We start from the raw sequence: 17,027 nt of genomic DNA, 5'->3' as shown, positions 1-17,027 counted from the left end.
AGGCGGCACAAACGGCCGCGCGACAACCGATCAAGACGATTGGAGATCCGATGAAGCCGACCGCTCTTGCCAAGATCTCAGCCGTCCTCAGCCTTCTCGCGCTGACAGCCTGCGTCACCAATTCCGAATCGGACCACAGCCTGCCGACCGATCGCGGTGCGGTGATCCCCATCGATGCGCAGGCGGATGCGGGCGACGGACTGAAGAAGTGGGTCCGTCCGGTTCGGGTGTCCTTGGTCGGCGAGGTCAGCCCCCTCCACACTGCCATTGTCGACAACCGCGTCCAATGGCTGAGGACGATGACCGGTCACAACATCGGCCGCGATGATGGGGCCGGCGGCAACGTGGTACTCATCGTCGAGAGGGACCTACCCGAAACCGCGCTCTCAAAACACGCGGCCGTCCTGATGCCGCTCTATTCCGACACCAGCGCCATGCAGGCGGACCTCCGGGACGACGGCAGCGACGAACTCTGCGTCGCCAAGCGGGCTACCAGTCAGGCAAAGCCCTTCGAGCTTGCCTATGCCGCGGGTCTGGTCCCCGCCGATCTCTCCGCGGAAGAAGCAATGGCTTGCATCCACAGGCTGCTGGTCAGTTCCATGACCTGGAGCGCCACCAAGGGACAGCCTCTTGTCGAATCCGACGATCCGGAACCCGACCCAACGAAAAAGAAGATTGCCCGAGGACTTACCAACTTTCTTGAAGTGGTCTTCCTCCAGTCAACCTACGACCGCCGCGCAAAACCCGGCATGACGGCAGACGAGATGAAACCCATCCAAGACCGGGTCATGAACAAGGTTCTCAAGCGGTTGAAGTAGGGAGGCCCGAAGCAGCGGTTTTTTCCCAGGGGCACCCTTACGCCGCCGGACGGGCGAGGCGGGGTTCGCCGAAGAGGTAGCCCTGGGCACAGTCGATCCCCAGGTCCAGCACCTCGATCAGCGCGTCTTCGTCTTCGACCTTCTCGGCCACCATGCGCAGGCCCTGTTCGTTCAGGCGGACCAGCAGGCGTTCGGCCGCCTCCGGGTCCGCCAGCATCACCTCGGCCCGCACCTTGACGAAGCGGAAGCCGCGCAGGGCGAGCGAGGTGGCATCGATGTGCAGGTCGGTCACCCCGTCCAGCGAGAAGCGGCAGCCGAGGCTGGAGAGCCGGCGCAGGTAGACCTCCGCCCCCCGGTCCCAGGATTCGTAGTCGCTCTGCGGAAACTCGAAGATCAGGTTCTGGGTCAGCTCGCGGTTGCTGTCGAGGAAGTCGACGAAGTCGGCGAAGAAAACGTCGTCGCCCAAAGTGTGGCTGGAAATGTTGCAGAAGAAGTCCAGCTCTTCGTTGCGGCGCTGGATCTTGCGGATCAACTGGATACAGCGGATCAGCAGCATGTTGTCGATGGCGGTCACCAGCCCCTCGCGTTCGGCGAGGTTGATGTACTGTTCCGGCAGGATCATGAAGCCGTCGCTGGTGCGCAGGCGCGAGAAGCACTCGTAGTAGCGCCGCTTGCGTTGCGGCAGCAGCACGATGGGCTGCAGCACCAGGTCGATGCGGTCGTCGCGCAGCGCCTGGCGCGCCACCTCCAGCCCCGCCGAATCGTCCAGGCCGAGCGCGACGGGCGGGAGGACTCCCGGCTGCCGGTTGGCGTTGGCCGGCGGTGCGGCCTTCGCCTCGCCCGCGGGGGCGGAGGCGGCCGCCGCGGGGAGCGGACCCAGGGGGTGGCGCTTGGCCGCCGCAGCCGCGGCCGCGGCGGTGACCGGCCTGGCACCGCTGGGGGCCGTTGCGGCTGCGCTTTCCGGCATCCCGTCCAGTCCAGCCTTGGGCGCCCTGGAGGAGCGGGCGAGCCGGGTGATCAGCGATTGCAGCACCTTCACCTCGGCGATGACCTCGTCCACCGACTTGCCGGACTTGCTCACTCCGCCCGCCGATTCCAGGGCCTCGCGCAGCAACGCCAGTTCGCGCCGCGTCCAGCTCAGCTCGTCGAGGGCTTCACCCTGCGCAATGCGCAGGGACAGGAGCTTGCGGGCCAGAAAGGTCTCGCGGCCCAGGCGGGCGTAGATCTCGTGCAGAAGGCCGCCCCCCAGCAGCACCGCGACCGCCAGGGCCAGGGCCGTCCGCTGGTCGATGATCGCGTGCCACTGCGGCGCGTAGATCAACACCGCCGCCGCCGCCGCGCCATAACAGAGGAAGATCGCGAGGTGCTTAAGCATGTTCAAGCAGGCTTGCCGGTCAGGCCCGGCCAAGCCTCGCGCAAAACTGGGGAATCGGCCCGATTCATGGCCTCACTTTGCCCCGCCAGTCTTGAAAGACGGTTAAAGATGGTTAATGGAACGTTAACCCCGCGGTTGAAGCATTTCCACGGCTTCGGGAATCGGAGAGACTGCAGGCCCACCCCAAAAGGAGAGCCCAGACGATGGCCGTCACCATCTATCACAACCCGCGCTGCAGCAAATCGCGCCAGACCCTGTCGCTGCTGCGCAAACAGGGCCACGACCCTAAGGTCGTCGAGTACCTGAAGGACACGCCGGATGCCGCGACCCTCGACCGTCTGCTGAACAAGCTGAAGATGGAACCGCGCGAGCTGATGCGCCGCAAGGAAGCGCCCTACAAGGAGCTCAATCTGGGGTCCGGCGAGCTCAGCCGCGAGGCGCTGATCGCCGCCATGGTCGAGCATCCCATCCTGATCGAGCGGCCCATCGTCACCAATGGCGCCAAGGTCGCCCTCGGCCGCCCGCCGGAAGCGGTGCTGGAGATTCTCTAGAAAGTCGCTTCGCGACAACTCGGTTCCAGGCCGCTCCCCCGCTATCCGCTGTAGCGGTGATCGGCGCCGATGGCAGCGGTGATGTTCTCGAAGCCGTCCTCGCGCAGCAGCCGTGCCAGCTCGCGCTTGATGCGGGCGACCAGGTTCGGTCCCTGATAGATCAGGGCGGTGTAGAGCTGCACCAGAGAGGCGCCGGCGCGGATCTTGCGGTAGGCATCGCCCCCCGAGGCCACCCCGCCGACACCGATCAACGGCAGCCTGCCTTCGGTCAGGCTGTAGAGTTCCGACAGCACCGCCGTGGAGGGGCCGAACAGCGGCTGCCCCGAGAGGCCGCCGGCCTCGCCGCGGGCGTCTCCTCTCAGACCATCCGGCCTTTGCACCGTGGTGTTGGTGGCGACGATGCCGGCGACCCCCTGGGCCAGACAGACTTCGGCAATGTCGCGCTTGTCCGCGTCGGTCAGGTCCGGCGCGATTTTCAGCAGCAGCGGCGGGGCCGGTGACGGCAGGGCCGACGTCACCTGACCCAGCAGGTCCTCCAGCTCGCCACGGCCCTGAAGCGCGCGCAGCCCCGGCGTGTTGGGCGAGGAGACGTTGACCACCAGATAGTCGGCGAAGGGGGCGAGGGCGGCGGCGCCCTCCGCGTAGTCGGCGCCGGCGCTGGCGCTGTCCTTGTTCTTACCGAGGTTGACCCCCACGAGGCCGCCGCCCGGGCGGTTGCGAAAGGCCTGAAGCCGCGCGCGGGCCTGGACCAGGCCGCCGCTGTTGAAGCCGAGGCGGTTGATCACCGCACCGTCTTCGGGCAGGCGGAAAATGCGCGGCCGGGGATTGCCCGGCTGCGGCCGGGGCGTGATGCTGCCCACCTCGACGAAGCCGAAGCCGAGCCCCAGCATCGGCGCCATGACCGCGGCGTCCTTGTCGAAGCCGGCGGAGAGGCCAAGGGGATTGGCGAAGTCGCGGCCCCAAAGCCGCTGGGCGAGCAGCGGGTCGTCACCCTCGCGCGGGCGCGGCGCGAGCCCGGCCCCCAGCGCCCGCAGGGTCAGGCCGTGGGCGGTTTCCGGATCGAGCCGTCTCAGCGCCGGGCCGATCAGGCGGTCGAAGACAAAGGCGGCAGCCATCGGGTCTTTCCCGCTTCACCCGTCCAAGGACGGAAAGCGATGGCGTCCGTCCGGGCCCAGCGGCAGGTCGTCCACCCTGCGCACCGCCGCGACCGGCAGCGGCCCATAGAGGTGCGGAAACAACTGGCCGCCGCGCGAAGGCTCCCACTTCAAAGCCGTCCCCAGCGCATCGCTGTCCACCGTCAGCAGGACCAGGCCGTCCTGCCCGGCGCGGTGCCGAGCCGCGGACTCCGCCACCTGCCGGGCATCGGAGAAGTGGATGAAGCCGTCCGCCCTGTCCTGGGAGGACCCGCCGTAGTGGCCGCTCGCGCGGGCCGACTCCCATTCGTCCTTGCGACAGATATGAAAGATCATGTCTGCATTCATTCGCGCCACGTTAGAGCATGCACCGTGGCTTTGAAACCATCTGCAAGGCGCCCTGAATTGCCCGGCAAGCGATTGTCCCGGCCACACTCTTCAGGCCAACCCGACTCGTGTCTGGAGATACACGAGCGTGGGCGGAGGATTGCAGCCAAAAATGGCGAAGGCTTTTCGAATTGACTACCTTTGAGACTATGTTCTTGGTGCATTAGTTCTCCGTTTATAAGACAATGTTCCCATGCTTGAACACCAAAGTGTTTGGCGGGCGATCGACCGCCTTGCTGCGCGATACGGGCTCTCCCCTTCGGGACTCGCCCGGCAGGCAGGTTTGGATCCGACGACCTTCAACAAGAGCAAGCGCATCACCAAGGAAGGCAAGCAGCGCTGGCCGAGCACCGAGTCTCTGGCGAAGGTGCTCACGGCCACCGGCGCCTCCCTCGGCGAGTTCGTCAGCCTGGTCGAAGACCAGCAGAGCCCCGTCGGCATACGCCAGCTCCCGAAGTTGCGTCTGGCCCAGGCCGCTCAGCCCGGCTACTTCGATTCCCAGGGCCGGCCGTTGCGGGCGCACTGGGAGGAAACCCCCTTTCCCGACGTTTCCGACCCCCATGCCTTTGCCCTGGAAATCAGCGGCGAGGGCTTGCAGCCGGTATTCCGCCACGGCGATGTCGTGGTGGTCTGCCCGAGTGTCGATGTGACGCCCGGCGACCGGGTTCTGGTGCGCACGCAGCAGGGCGAGATGCTGATCTCCGAACTGCAGGCCATAAACCCGCAGGAGCTCTGGGTGAAATCGCTGGGCCGCGAACAGGCGGCCCGCAACCTGCCGGCCAATCAGGTGCAATGGGTCTCGCGCATTTCCTGGGCCGGCCACTAGAGGGTTGCATGTATTGACGGCACCAGCCCGCACCCCCGCCCGGCCACCCATAGGATACTGGCGCTGGGTGGCCGGGCGGGGGTGTGGGCTGGAACCGATTCGACGTAAGTCGAAAACTCTATAGCCCCCCGCAGCGGGGCGTCCGCATCGCCATCGCTTCTGAACGCCCTCTCTCCGGGCCGCGCAAGATCGGCCAAGACGCCGGCCTGCGCGCCGTGCTTTCCCTTGCCCTGGCGAGCCGATAGGCTGCGCCGGGACGTAACCGAAAGAGGTCCGTCTTCTCGGGGCCGGCCCGAAACGTAGAGCGAGCGGACAGCAAGAGGGAAGAGCAGCGCATGACGACGCCCGCGATGGACATGCCGAGAGCCGTGCATTTCCTGGATGGCGAATGGATCGAAGGCAATCCGCCGATCATGGGGCCGATGACCCATGCCGCCTGGATGGCCTCGGTGGTCTTCGACGGCGCGCGTGCGTTCGAAGGCGTGACCCCCGATCTCGACCTGCACTGCGAGCGCCTGGTCCATTCGGCGGAGACCTTCGGCCTGGGCGTCGTGCACTCCGCCGGCGAGATGCTGGAACTCGCCCAGGACGGGCTCAAGCACTTCGACAAGGACGCGGCGCTCTACCTCAGACCCATGCTCTTCGCCGAGCGCGGTTTCGTCGACTGCGACCCGGAGAGCACGCGCTTCTGCTTTACCATCTATGAGGCGCCGCTGCCGCCGGGCGACGGCTTTTCGGTCTGCCTCTCGAGCTTCCGCCGGCCGATGCAGTCCATGGCGCCGACCGACGCCAAGGCCTCCTGCCTCTACCCCAACTCCGCCCGCGCCCTGCGGGAAGCCTCCAAACGCGGCTTCGAAAACGCGGTGGTTCTGGATGCCCTGGGCAACGTCGCCGAACTGGCCACCGCCAACATCTGGATCGCCAAGGACGGCGCCGCCATCACCCCGGTGCCCAACGGCACCTTCCTCAACGGCATCACCAAACAGCGGGTCCAGATGCTGCTGGAACAGCGGGGGATCCCGGTCCACGAGAAGCAGGTGACCTGGCAGGAGGTGACGGAGGCCGACGAGGTCTTCTCCACCGGCAACTACGGCAAGGTGATCCCCATCACCCAGGTCGAGGACCGCGCCCTGCAGCCCGGCCCCATCTGCACCACCGCCCGCGAAGCCTACTGGACCTGGGCCCACGGGGGGTGAACCACGAGCGGTAGCGTGGGCGGGAGACGTTCGTCGTGCTCCCACTTTTCACAATTGTCCAGATCTGCCGCTCCGCCCAGCCAAAACCCAACCACAAGCAAGTACCCGTTGGTGAAGGACCTCCTGCCGCCTTCGCCGGACATGGCCTGAATACCGTCGTTGGCATCGCTGCCTTGGTCGCCGGAGTCCGGTCGCAAACCTCCGAAACAACCGCATGCTTGCTCCAACCGAGCTTCAGTTTGCTCTATACGTGTCGACACCGAACACGAGTGTGCTGCTTTCGCAGCGATACACAACGGGATAGCCGCTACAACAACTCAAGCTTCATCTCCTGAAACACCCGCTTCAGGTTGATCCCGTAGGTGAGATCTTCCAAACCGGTGGCACGGCCGATGTCCGTGGGCCATCCACCCCAGAGCAAGCCGAGCGCCTCATTGTTATGCGCTGCTTCGTCCACAAGGATGCCGGAGCCTGAGTCTCCAGGAGCGCTAAACGGGCCTGCTTCCCGCGGCGCTATCAGAAAGTCTGTATAGACGTTGGCCGGCTCGTAGCCGAGAAACCGATCAATGGCTTCGTTTGCGTTTGGGATACCAAATCCGAATGCGACAACAGTCCCATGTGTAAGCCCGGTGGTCCGGCCCACTTTCTTCACTCGGGTTCCGATCACGTCCATCGTGTCCAGGTCTACTTCGTAAATGCCGGCGACCTGGCCAACACGTGGAACGTCGTTTCTCAAGAGTGGTGCGATGTGGTTTTCGGCGGCGACGAACGCAGCGTCCGTGCGGACATAAGCGAATTTCTCGTTCACGCCTTCAATCCACCGTTCATCCGGATAATGCTCGCGCACTGAGCGCGTCACGCCGACGCGAATCGCCTGTTGCTGGGCACCCGGGATGTACATCGACCGACTAGCCGTCCCGCCAACGTGCTGATTGGTGAGAAAGCCGCTGATGCTCGTTTCGGGCAAAGTGGAGCGAACCGCGAAGCCTATGGTCCCGAAGTAAGACCCCAGCCCCTCGTCCGTCAGTTCAGCCCCGCCAACCTGTGCGCCCGGCGGCAGGTGATCAAGCTGTCCGTCGAGCCACTGGAGCGTCCTTACCAGTTGCTGATTGTCAGGTGAGAGCGGTGGCTCCTCTTTCGGCTCATCGGGAACAGTTGTCACCACGACATCCGTTGGCGCTTCGAGAGTTCCATCGGCGGAGGTCAGTATCTCAGGGACCCGCTGTTTGTTTGCGATCAGGTCAAGACTGATCTTATGCGGCATGTAGGCGATGATGCAGGGATCACCCGTTGGCTCACCTGAAGGCGTGAAGTTCTTGCGCCCGAGCGCGGTTCCCTGATTTCCAACGATAGCATTCAACAGCGTGCGATTGTCAGCACGAACCTGAGCGAGTTGGCGCAGTGTGGTTGCTTGTTTTGCCATGATGAGTCTTTCCCTTTTGATCGGCCTAGTTTCGAAAGTTCGGCCGCGGAGCGGGATCAAAGCGAAAGCCACGCGGATCCGCGATTTGCTCATTGTGGGGTAACTCTCGGCGCAGGAATGTGAAGGTGCTCACACACGGCTGGATTGTCGGAACTTTGGCTCGATGACGCCACACTGAGGGCTTGGAAGATTGCTGAAAATGTCGGCTGAACACCGCGGACTCTGTCGCAGCGTCAGTAGCGCTGGCTGTCCTTATGGGCGAAAGACCATGTGCCGTCGAGTCAGAGCACGGCCTGGGTGTCGTCGTTGGGATAGCTACCTTTTTCGTCGAGGGTCCGGTCAGCGACCCCCAGGATAGCCCCGTCACTCTCGGTGCGGTTCACGAGCTGGAAGGCGAACCCGTTGGCTGGAGAGCCGGCGCACATTCCCGGTGACCGCGAGAGCTCTTCGCTTTCCGTCACCAGAATTGCCGTGCCTTCCAGAACATAAATGAACTCGTCCTGTTTGCTGTGCCGACATAGCAGGGTGAACTCGCCACCGGCCATTAGCCGGGTCGGTTGGCTCCGAAGTTCCTCAAGCCGAAAGCGCCGCCGAATTGCCGCCTCTCAACTCCTTGCCATACGCTGAAGAAGGTTCGGTATCGTTGGACGGCTGGCCACGCGGGGCCACCGCCGCCGCCACGGCAAGCGGTGTCCCACTAGCGCCTGTTCAAGGTCCGTGCAAGGGCACCATGGGCCCTCGGGACGAGCCCGAGGGTGACCGTTGCGAGATGAACGGGCAGGCGGCCCTAAGCGCCGCCGGCCACCTGCTTGAAGCGCTCGGCAAGGGTGGCCATGGCTTCGACGTAGGGCCCGGGGCCGTGGCTGATGCGCGCGACGCCGAGGGAGGCCAGCTCCGCCGCCGGGGGCACGCCCTTGCGCATCATGATGTTGACCGGCAGCGCCACCGCCTCGCAGAGACCGCCAATCAACTCCGGGTCGCTCAGTCCCGGCAAGAAGAAGCCGCTGGCCCCGGCCTCGGCGTAGGCCCCCGCGCGGTCTCGGGCTTCCGCGATGAGGGCGCCGTGCCTGCTGCCGTCCTTTTCCTTGAGGAAGAGATCGGTGCGCGCGTTGAGGAAGAAAGGCACCCCGGCCGTCTCCGCCGCCTGGCGGATCGCCGCGATCCGCTTGGCCTGAAACTCTGTGGCGTGCAGCCCGCTGCCGCCGACGACCTGATCCTCGAAGTTGATGCCGACGGCGCCGGCGGCGATCACCTGCGCGACGTTCGCCGCCGCCTCGTCCGGTGCCTCGGCATAGGCGCCCTCGAAGTCCAGGGTCACCGGCAGGTCGACGCTGGCAACAATCCTTTCCAGAACCCGCAGCACCAGATCCAGCGGGATCTTCTGGCCGTCCCCATAACCCTGGGCGCCGGCCACCGACCAACTGCCCGTGGCGATGGCCTTGGCGCCGGCCTCGGCGACAGCCTGGGCGCTGCCCGCGTCCCAGATGTTGTAGAGCAGCACGGGGGTTCCCGGCACGTGCAGGGTGGCGAAGGCGCGGGCCTTCTCGGCCTGGCTCATGGTCACTCCTTCCATCGAAAGCGATCATGCCCATGAGCTATCACCTCGCGTCCACCAGCGCGAGCGATCACGCATGGCCGCGTCCGAAAACGGCGATTCGGATTCGAAAGGACACAGCCAGGCATGCCCCCTCACCCTCCCGCTCGCGCGGGCCCCTCCCTCTCCCGCGAGGGGAGAGGGTCTGATTTGGTTCCCTCTCCCCTCGCGGGAGAGGGTTGCGCAGGCTTGGTGAGATCGCAGATCGAGCCTAGCCGAAGCTGGGTGAGGGGGAAGCTGTTTCCCGGTTGCCCTTCAGCTCGCGGCGCTCGCTCTTGTGGTACGGCGGCCGGTTTCCTGCTGGCGGCGGACGAGACGGGCGTAGAGCCCGCCGCGGGCCATGAGTGCCTCGTGGGCGCCGGCCTCAACCACACGCCCTTCGTCCAGCGCGACGATGCGGTCGGCCTTGCGGACGGTGGAGAGGCGGTGGGCGATGACCACCGTCGTGCGCCCCTGCTGCAGGCGGTCGAGGGCGCCGCGCACGAGTTCTTCGTTCACGGCATCCAGATGAGACGTCGCCTCGTCGAGGATCAGCAGGGGAGCGTCCTTCAGGAAGGCGCGGGCGATGGCGACGCGCTGACGCTGGCCGCCGGAGAGGCTGGCCCCGCGCTCGCCCACCGGGGTCGCCAGGCCCTCGGGCAGGGACTCGACCAGATCGCCCAAGGCGGCATGGGCGATGGCCGCCTTCAGGTCTTCGGCACTGGCGTCCGGCCGCGCGACGCGGATGTTGGCTTCCAGCGTATCGTTGAAGAGATAGGTGTCCTGGGCCACCAGGGCGACGCGCTCGCGCAACTGGTCGAGGCGATAGGCGCGGAGGTCCTGGCCGTCCAGCCGGATGGCGCCGGACTCCGGGTCCCAGAAGCGCAGCAGCAGTTGCGCCGTGGTGGTCTTGCCGGCGCCGGAGGGGCCGACCAGGGCAACGGTCTCCCCGGGCCTGGCCTCGAAGGAGATGTCGGCGAGGGCCGGCTTCTCGGTGCCGGGATAGCGGAAGGCGACCTGCTCCAGCGACAGGGCGACACCGGCCGCGCGGGCCGCCGGCTCCGCCACCCCCGGGCCGTCCTCCACCACCGGCCGTTCGCGTTCCACCGCGTGGATGCGCCGCGTCGCCCCCAGGGTGTCGGCAAGCTGCCGGCCGACCTGGGCGATCTCCGAGACCGGCAGGAAGGCCGCCAGGGCCAGCAGGGTCAGCAGCGGCAGCAGGCCCGGGTCGAGGGTACCCGCCGAAGCCCGCAGCGCGCCCACGGTCACGACCGCGAGGCCGCCCAGGCCGGTCAGCACCTCCAGCAGGGAGTTCTGCGCCGTCAGTTCGCGGAAAAACGGCATGCGCAGGCGGACATGCCGCTCGGTCAGGCGGTCGAGCGCTTCGGCGCGGGGCTGTTCCTGCCGGTTGGCCACCACCTCGCCCAGGCCCTGGACGGAATCCACGGCGTGGGCGGCCAGTTCGCCCGCCGCCTCCCGCGCCTGGGAGCCGAGGCGGTCGACCCGGCGGCGCATCAGCCAGGGGCTGAGCCCCACCGCGAGCAGGAAGGGCAACAGCGCCACCGCCAGCCAGGGGTCGGCCCAGGCCAGGGTCCCCAGAACCAGGGCCGGGACCAGCACCGCCACGAAAGCCGGCGCCACGGTGTGGGCGAAGAAGTACTCCACCAGCTCCACGTCCTGGGTGGCGATGCCCATGAGGTCGCCGGTGCGCCGGCGCACCAGATAGGCCGGCGCCAGCCTGTCGAGCTTGTCGAACAGCGCCATGCGCATCTGCGCCAGCAGACGGAAGGCGACGTCGTGGGCCAGCCAGGATTCGGCCCAGTGGAGCAGCCCCGCCAGCGGCGCGGTGATCAGGAGCCAGGGCAGCAGCGGCGTGAAGTCGCGGCCTTCCTTCAGCGCCAGCACGATGAGCGCGCTGATCACCCCGACGCCGATGAAGGCGAGGACGCGCAGAACCCCGAGGACGAAGGTGAGCGTCATCTTGCCCTTCCAGGGCGCGATCATGGCGAAGAGGATTGCCACCAGACGGCCCCAGCCGAGCCCTTCGGCGGCGACGATGCCCTCGGTCGGGGCGGTCAGCGCCTGCTGGGCGCCTGACGCCGTTTCGGCCGGGCGCCGCGCCGGGGTTTCGTCGAGCGCGTCGTCATCGGCGGCGGCGCCGGCGTCGTGCACCTGCTCGGCCATCAGCGCCGCGTAGACCCCGCCCCGGGCCATCAGCGCGGCGTGGTTGCCTTCCTCCACCACCCGGCCCTCGTCGATCACCAGGATGCGCTCGCAGTCGATGACGCTGGACAGGCGGTGGGCCAGGACCAGTGTGGTACGCTCGCGCATCAGCCGGTCCAGGGCGCTCTGAATGGCCGCCTCGTTTTCCGAATCCACCGCCGAGAGCGCCTCGTCGAGGATCAGGATCGGCGCGTCGCGCAGCACGGCGCGGGCGATGGCCACCCGCTGGCGCTGGCCGCCGGAAAGCTTGATGCCCTTCTCGCCGATGGGGGTGTCGTAACCCTGCGGCAGGGCCGCGATGAAGTCGTGGATGTTGGCCGCCCGGGCCGCGGCCTCGACCTCCTCCTGGTCGGCCTCGGGCCGGCCCAGGCGGATGTTCTCGCCGATACTGCCGTGAAACAGGAAAGCGTCCTGATGCACCACGGCGATGCGCGAGCGAATGGCGTCGAAGGGCAGGCCGCGGAGATCCTCGCCGCCGATCCGCACGGTCCCTGCGTCAGGGTCGTAGAAGCGCAGCAGCAGGCGCACGAGGGAGGACTTGCCGACGCCCGAGGGGCCGACCACGCCGACCCGCTCGCCCGGCTTCACCTCGAAATTCAGGCCGCGGTGGACCGTCCGCCTGGAGCCCGGATAGGCGAAGGAGACGTCTTCGAACGATAGACCGGGGGCGAGGCTCTCGACCGCCCGCGTCGGCGCGTCGGCCACCGGCGGACGGGCATCGAACAGCCGGTAGAGGCCCTGGGCCGCCGAGAGCCCGACCATGCCCTGATGGAGCACGCTGCGCAGGTCGCGCATGGGCCGGAAGATCTCCACCCCCATCATCAGGACCATCAACAGGGCCGCGAGCTCCATCTGGCCGGCCTCGACGCGGTAGGCACCGAGCGCCAGCGCCGCGGCCGCGCCGACCGCGATGGCCATGTCGGTGATGCCGCGCGAGGCGGTGTTGGTGCCGAGCACCCACATGGTGGTGCGGAAGAGGTGTTCGGCCTTCTCCGCCAGCACCGCGGCGCGCTCGCGCGAGCGGCCGAAGGCCTTCAGGGTCGCCAGCCCCTGGATCGAGTCCAGCAGCTCGGCGGCAAAGTCGCCATAGGCGCCCTGGCGGTCCTTGGCGTTACGCCAGTCGCGCTTCTGCCAGGCCGCCGGGGCGAAGAGGGCGATCAGCGCGAAGGTCAGCAGGACGGCGGCCACCGGCAGGTCGAGAAAGGCGACGAAGGCGAAGATGAGGACCGGTGTCAGCAACGAGACCAGGAGCTGCGGCAGGTACTGGCCGAAATAGGTCTCGAGCTGTTCGACCCCGTCGACCAGGGTGAGGGTCACGTCGCCGGAGCGCTGCACTCCGGCATAGGCGGGCCCCAGCGCGCAGAGCTTTTCGAACAGCGCCCGGCGCAGGCGCTTCTGCACCATGGCGGCCGTCTCGTGGGCGACCATGGCGCGCCACTGCTCGAACCAGCCGCGCAGGACCATCACCGCCGCCACGATGGCAACTGGCAGAACCAGGTCGCTGGCGCCCGCCCCGGCGAAGACCTGGGCGATCAGCCAGCCGAGCAGGGCCAGACGCGCCACCCCCAGCGCCACCGCCACCAGGCCGATGGCGACCGCGTAGGCGATGCGGCCGCGCACCCCCTTGGTGAAGGCCCAAAGACGCGGTTCGAAATGCATGCCGTCAAATCCTATGAAACACCCGGGAGTCCCTTGCTGACCGGCACTCTATCCCCGAACATTATCGTTCGTCTCTAGACGATTTCGAAGAATCGCTGTAGAAAGTTGTACAATGAACTCATATCAAGGCTCCGGGATACTCACGGCATGATCGACGATTGGGACAATCTCCGCGTCTTTCTGGCGCTGGCCGAGGAAGGCAGCCTGACGGCGGCGGCCAAACGCCTGGGGGTCAGCCACCCCACCGTCGCCCGGCGCATCAAGGCGCTGGAGGACTCGGTCGGCGCCAAGCTGTTCGACCGCCTGCCGGACCGCTTCCAGCCCACCGAAACCGCCCTGGAACTGCTGCACGACGCCCAGGAGATGGAGCGCGCCTCCCAGTCCTTCGCCCGCCGCACCGCCGGGCTCTCGGGGTCCCATCTCGGGACCGTGCGGATTTCGGTCGACGAGACCATGGCGGATTTCCTCGCCCGCCATCTGCAGAGCCTGCGCGAAAACCATCAATGCATCGAGTTCGAGGTCGCGGTCGCCCACACCTCGGCGAACCTCTCCAAGCGCGAGGCCGATCTCCTGATCCGCTTCCGCGTGCCCGATCTGTCCAGCATCGTCGGCCGCAAGCTCGCCACCTTCGCCCATGCGGTCTACGGCACGCCCGCCTTCGCCCGGCAGTTGGACGGCAGCGACGAAGCCCTGCGCGCGCTGCCCTGGGTCGGCTTCGACAGCGAGCACATCTACATGCCGGGCCAGGCCTGGCAGGCCGAGTTCCTGGGCGAGCGGCGGCCGGCGGTGCGCACCAACAACGGCATCTTCCTGGCCAACGCGATCCGCGACGGCAACGGCATCGGCATCCTGCCCTGCTTCCTGGGCGATGCCGATCCGGAACTGACGCGGCTCACCCCGATCCTGGAGGAGGCGCGGGTCGACCACTGGCTGCTGGTCCACGCCGACCTGCGCAACGTGCCGCGCATCCGCATCGTCATGGACGCCCTCGCCCGCCTCTACGCCAGCCACCGCCGAGAGATCGAGGGGGAGGTCGGTGAGAGCGAAGAGACTGCGCGCCCCGCTGCGTCCTATGCGTTCAGCCCCGCCGAGAGACCGGCGTTGTAGCGGATCTCGGCTTGACGGAACACGGCGCGTGTTTTGTCCATATCCCAGGGTTGCTCGACCAGGGCCTCATGGTCCCATTGACTGCGCGGTTCCGGCGGATCGAAGAAATCGCCGCCATAGACGTGAAGCGCGCTGGTCAGCTTGGTGATCGGGTTCGAAACCGAGTGAATGATGTCGCGGCCCAGGGTCGCGACCTCTCCGGGGCCCATCGACTCGGCACCGGCGGCTTCGATGCCGGGGCCCGTTCCCCCATCGCTGCCGTCCTTGATGCGGCGCCAAAAGAGATTGTCCTCACGGCCCGCATATATGCCGATCACGGCGCACATATTGTGATTGTGGGGAAACAGGGTCATGCAGGGTGCCCAGACGAAGTTGATCACCGTCAGGTCGGCGGCCTGATGCAACGGATAGACACCGGCCTTCGTCGGCTCCCCCAGCTCGGCGACGATGCCCGAGGGATCGGCCACCGCTTCCAGCATGAGTTCGCGGACTGCCTTCTGCCCCTCGCCGACGGCCGCCTTGCAATCCTCGATAAACCGATCCTTCTGAAACATCGAACGGTCCTCCTCGATAGGCCGGCAGGGCGGGCAGGACGCCTGGGCATGCGCCATCAACCATAGCGCTACGCCGGAGACCGCTCCACCGTTCTCTGCAAGGCCTCAAATGGCCGGGCGGCTCTTGGCCCTGGTCTTTCCGTTCAGGGTCGAACCGGGAGGTTCGCCGGAGGCCTTCCGCCTATTACCGATAGCGCTTGGGCGGCTGGGGGTTGTTGGCGGGGTTGGTATCGTGTTTGGAGAGGTCCGTGACGATGGCGCCGCCGACGAGCGGGCGCAGGTCGGCTTCCAGGGCCTCGGCCAGGTCGCGGGCGTAGACCTCCGCCCCGCCGACGTAGAGCGTGAAGGACTTGACGTATCTGGCCTCCTTGGCCGGGTTCTCGATGGTCGCCTTGGTCCAGGCATAGAGCGGATAGCGCTCCGTCCCCTCAGCCTCGGCCTCGGCCACGTAGCCGGCAAAGGCATCGAACTGGCACTTGAGTTGCGCATCGTGCTTGCGCAGGACCGCGGCCAGCGGCGCCAGCGCCGGATCGTCTGGATCGCGCCGCGCCACGGCGGCACAGGTGTCTTCGAGGGTTATCCGGATCTGATAGTCCCAAGCCTCGCTCACCACGAACCTCCTCTATTCAAATGCGGCAGCTACGCCGCAAGGTGCGCCTTCGCCACCTTATCTCAGCGCCCGTCGGTCTCCAGTCAAGTCGTCAGCCTGAAGACCAGCGAAGCACTTACACAACAACGAAAGCACGCTCGTCATGCTCGGGGTTGTCCCGAGCATCCACGCATTCGCCGCACGGGAGCCAACGCGGTGGCACTCCGCACCCTGAAACCATCGCCTCATAGAACCAGCCGAGGACAACGAAGGAGTGGTATTGAAGCGTTCCGGAGTTTCAATTCTCCCTCATTTAAGCATACACTCATGGTCAAGATACTGCACCAGTCGATGAACATGCATTGTCGTGATCACTCGTTTCGATAAATATTTGGTAGTGCCGCCTAGGTTGGGCGATCAACATTGCGGAGAGTGATCGCAAAGGAAGGATATCTGCGCACTGACCAATTGATAAAGTACTGCCGCAGCTTGATCACCAAAGACGCGACAAAGTGATACGCTCATCAGGGTACTGAGCCGACTGCGAATCGGTAGGGAGGTCATCATGGACTGCCCTAAATGCCAATACTCGAATCCAGAAGAAAACGACTATTGTGGCAAGTGTGGTGCCTCTCTGACCGAAGGCACCGTCGACATTCAAGCGTTCATTCGTGACTCTCTCTCAGGGGAGATAGGCCGGGCAATCGACGCAAAATTGCTGGGTTTGACGACCCGTGAAGTCGTCGAGGCTAAAGCCACCGAACAGGTTACTGACCGTGTTTGGAGATGGTTGACAAGGCTCGTCACCGTTGCAGGCATTCCTCTGGCGGTGTTCGCCGGCTTCATTGGCTATATCGGTTGGGGCTCAATGGCGGAGCTTGAGAGACTTCGCTCGGAAGCGGAAAGCAAATTTAACTCGGCGGTAGAGAAAGCGGAAGCAATCGATTTGCAGGTAACGGACAAGGCCGGGCAATTCAGTGCGAAGATCGAAGAACTCGAAGCTCAAGCACAGGAACAGCGAGCGAAAATGGAGCTTGCAGTCCAAGACGCAGTTGAAAGAGCAGAGAGTACGGCAGAGCGCGCTAATGCACTAACCAAGGAGTTCGACCTCGCCTCCAGCCAGTTAGAGCAGCTGAAGAAAATTGGTGACCGAATCCCGGGAATAGAGAAAGAAGTCGCGAAAGTAGAAAGTCTCGAAAAGAACGTGGAAGCCCTCGACGTTCGTCTACAGGCGCGGGAAAAGTTCGATCAAGCATACAAAGAGCCCGACCCGAGTCATAAGATAGCCCTTTACACCGAAGCCATCGAGCACGATCCCAAGTATGCCGCCGCCTACAACAATCGGGGAAATGCATATCACAACTTGGAGGAGTTCGAGAAGGCCATCGCCGACTACGACAAGGCCATCGAGCTCGATCCCAAGTATGCCACCGCCTATTACAATCGTGGAATTGCCTATGGTGACTTGGAGGAGTTCGAGAAGGCCATCGCCGACTACGACAAGGCCATCGAGATCGATCCCAAGTATGTCGCCGCCTACAACAATCGGGGAAATGCCCATTACGACTTGGAGCAGTTCGAGAAGGCCGTCGCCGACTACGACAAGGCCATCG

General features: G+C 65.6%; 15 protein-coding genes. 6 read left to right on the top strand and 9 right to left on the bottom strand.

Features of this window, described 5'->3' with window-relative positions; translation table 11 throughout:
* Positions 1-50 precede the first annotated feature (50 nt).
* The gene (locus Q0996_RS04215; protein ID WP_299616333.1) at positions 51-818 is read left to right on the top strand and encodes a DUF2927 domain-containing protein; all 768 of its coding nucleotides are present in this window, start codon (positions 51-53) and stop codon (positions 816-818) included.
* 37 nt (positions 819-855) lie between these two features.
* On the opposite strand, the gene Q0996_RS04210 is transcribed toward Q0996_RS04215, so the two are convergent.
* Positions 856-2,193, bottom strand: coding sequence for an EAL domain-containing protein (locus Q0996_RS04210; protein WP_299616331.1), 1,338 nt, complete (start codon positions 2,191-2,193; stop codon positions 856-858).
* Positions 2,194-2,396: 203 nt separating this feature from the next.
* On the opposite strand from Q0996_RS04210, the gene arsC reads away from it, so the two are divergent.
* A complete protein-coding gene (gene arsC / locus Q0996_RS04205; RefSeq protein ID WP_299616328.1) occupies positions 2,397-2,744 on the top strand; it encodes an arsenate reductase (glutaredoxin) in 348 nt (115 codons plus the stop codon).
* Positions 2,745-2,785: 41 nt separating this feature from the next.
* Here the strand turns inward: arsC and Q0996_RS04200 are convergent, their stop codons facing one another.
* Both Q0996_RS04200 and Q0996_RS04195 read right to left on the bottom strand, forming a co-directional pair.
* Positions 2,786-3,859, bottom strand: a complete 1,074-nt coding sequence (locus Q0996_RS04200; protein ID WP_299616326.1) for a quinone-dependent dihydroorotate dehydrogenase — start codon at positions 3,857-3,859, stop codon at positions 2,786-2,788.
* Between the two features lie 15 nt (positions 3,860-3,874).
* The gene (locus Q0996_RS04195; RefSeq protein ID WP_322096636.1) at positions 3,875-4,225 is read right to left on the bottom strand and encodes a DUF952 domain-containing protein; all 351 of its coding nucleotides are present in this window, start codon (positions 4,223-4,225) and stop codon (positions 3,875-3,877) included.
* A 322-nt stretch (positions 4,226-4,547) separates the two neighbouring features.
* On the opposite strand from Q0996_RS04195, the gene Q0996_RS04190 reads away from it, so the two are divergent.
* Positions 4,548-5,090: a S24 family peptidase gene (locus Q0996_RS04190; protein ID WP_299616322.1), complete on the top strand. Its 543-nt coding sequence runs from the start codon at positions 4,548-4,550 to the stop codon at positions 5,088-5,090.
* A gap of 335 nt (positions 5,091-5,425) precedes the next feature.
* Positions 5,426-6,286 carry a branched-chain amino acid aminotransferase gene (locus Q0996_RS04185; RefSeq protein ID WP_299616321.1) on the top strand — a complete coding sequence of 287 codons (861 nt, stop codon included), beginning with the start codon at positions 5,426-5,428 and terminating at the stop codon, positions 6,284-6,286.
* 307 nt (positions 6,287-6,593) lie between these two features.
* On the opposite strand, the gene Q0996_RS04180 is transcribed toward Q0996_RS04185, so the two are convergent.
* From Q0996_RS04180 to Q0996_RS04165, 4 genes are all read right to left on the bottom strand, one after another.
* On the bottom strand, positions 6,594-7,709 hold the full coding sequence (locus Q0996_RS04180) for a hypothetical protein (protein ID WP_299616319.1): 1,116 nt from the start codon (positions 7,707-7,709) through the stop codon (positions 6,594-6,596).
* A gap of 281 nt (positions 7,710-7,990) precedes the next feature.
* Positions 7,991-8,254 (bottom strand): cupin domain-containing protein, encoded by a 264-nt coding sequence (locus tag Q0996_RS04175; protein WP_299616317.1) that lies wholly within the window; start codon positions 8,252-8,254, stop codon positions 7,991-7,993.
* A 242-nt stretch (positions 8,255-8,496) separates the two neighbouring features.
* The gene (locus Q0996_RS04170) at positions 8,497-9,267 is read right to left on the bottom strand and encodes an isocitrate lyase/phosphoenolpyruvate mutase family protein (protein WP_299616314.1); all 771 of its coding nucleotides are present in this window, start codon (positions 9,265-9,267) and stop codon (positions 8,497-8,499) included.
* Positions 9,268-9,558: 291 nt separating this feature from the next.
* The gene (locus Q0996_RS04165) at positions 9,559-13,164 is read right to left on the bottom strand and encodes an ABC transporter ATP-binding protein (protein ID WP_299616311.1); all 3,606 of its coding nucleotides are present in this window, start codon (positions 13,162-13,164) and stop codon (positions 9,559-9,561) included.
* A 147-nt stretch (positions 13,165-13,311) separates the two neighbouring features.
* Here Q0996_RS04165 and Q0996_RS04160 point away from each other — a divergent pair, with 147 nt between their 5' ends.
* Positions 13,312-14,271 carry a LysR family transcriptional regulator gene (locus Q0996_RS04160; protein WP_299616308.1) on the top strand — a complete coding sequence of 320 codons (960 nt, stop codon included), beginning with the start codon at positions 13,312-13,314 and terminating at the stop codon, positions 14,269-14,271.
* On the opposite strand, the gene Q0996_RS04155 is transcribed toward Q0996_RS04160, so the two are convergent.
* Positions 14,235-14,825, bottom strand: coding sequence for a hypothetical protein (locus tag Q0996_RS04155; protein ID WP_299616306.1), 591 nt, complete (start codon positions 14,823-14,825; stop codon positions 14,235-14,237). The two genes, Q0996_RS04160 and Q0996_RS04155, sit on opposite strands and share 37 nt — an antisense overlap.
* 184 nt (positions 14,826-15,009) lie before the next feature.
* Positions 15,010-15,435: a hypothetical protein gene (locus tag Q0996_RS04150; protein WP_299616304.1), complete on the bottom strand. Its 426-nt coding sequence runs from the start codon at positions 15,433-15,435 to the stop codon at positions 15,010-15,012.
* A 544-nt stretch (positions 15,436-15,979) separates the two neighbouring features.
* Here Q0996_RS04150 and Q0996_RS04145 point away from each other — a divergent pair.
* Positions 15,980-17,027, top strand: a 1,048-nt coding sequence (locus Q0996_RS04145) for a tetratricopeptide repeat protein (RefSeq protein ID WP_299616302.1), incomplete at its 3' end; no start/stop codon positions are given.

Origin of the sequence: Pelagibius sp., assembly GCF_028289705.1 — a bacterium.
Lineage (GTDB): Bacteria > Pseudomonadota > Alphaproteobacteria > Kiloniellales > Kiloniellaceae > Pelagibius.
The sequence above is the reverse complement of the archived record's forward strand: the minus strand, read 5'-3'. Positions and strand labels throughout refer to the sequence as shown.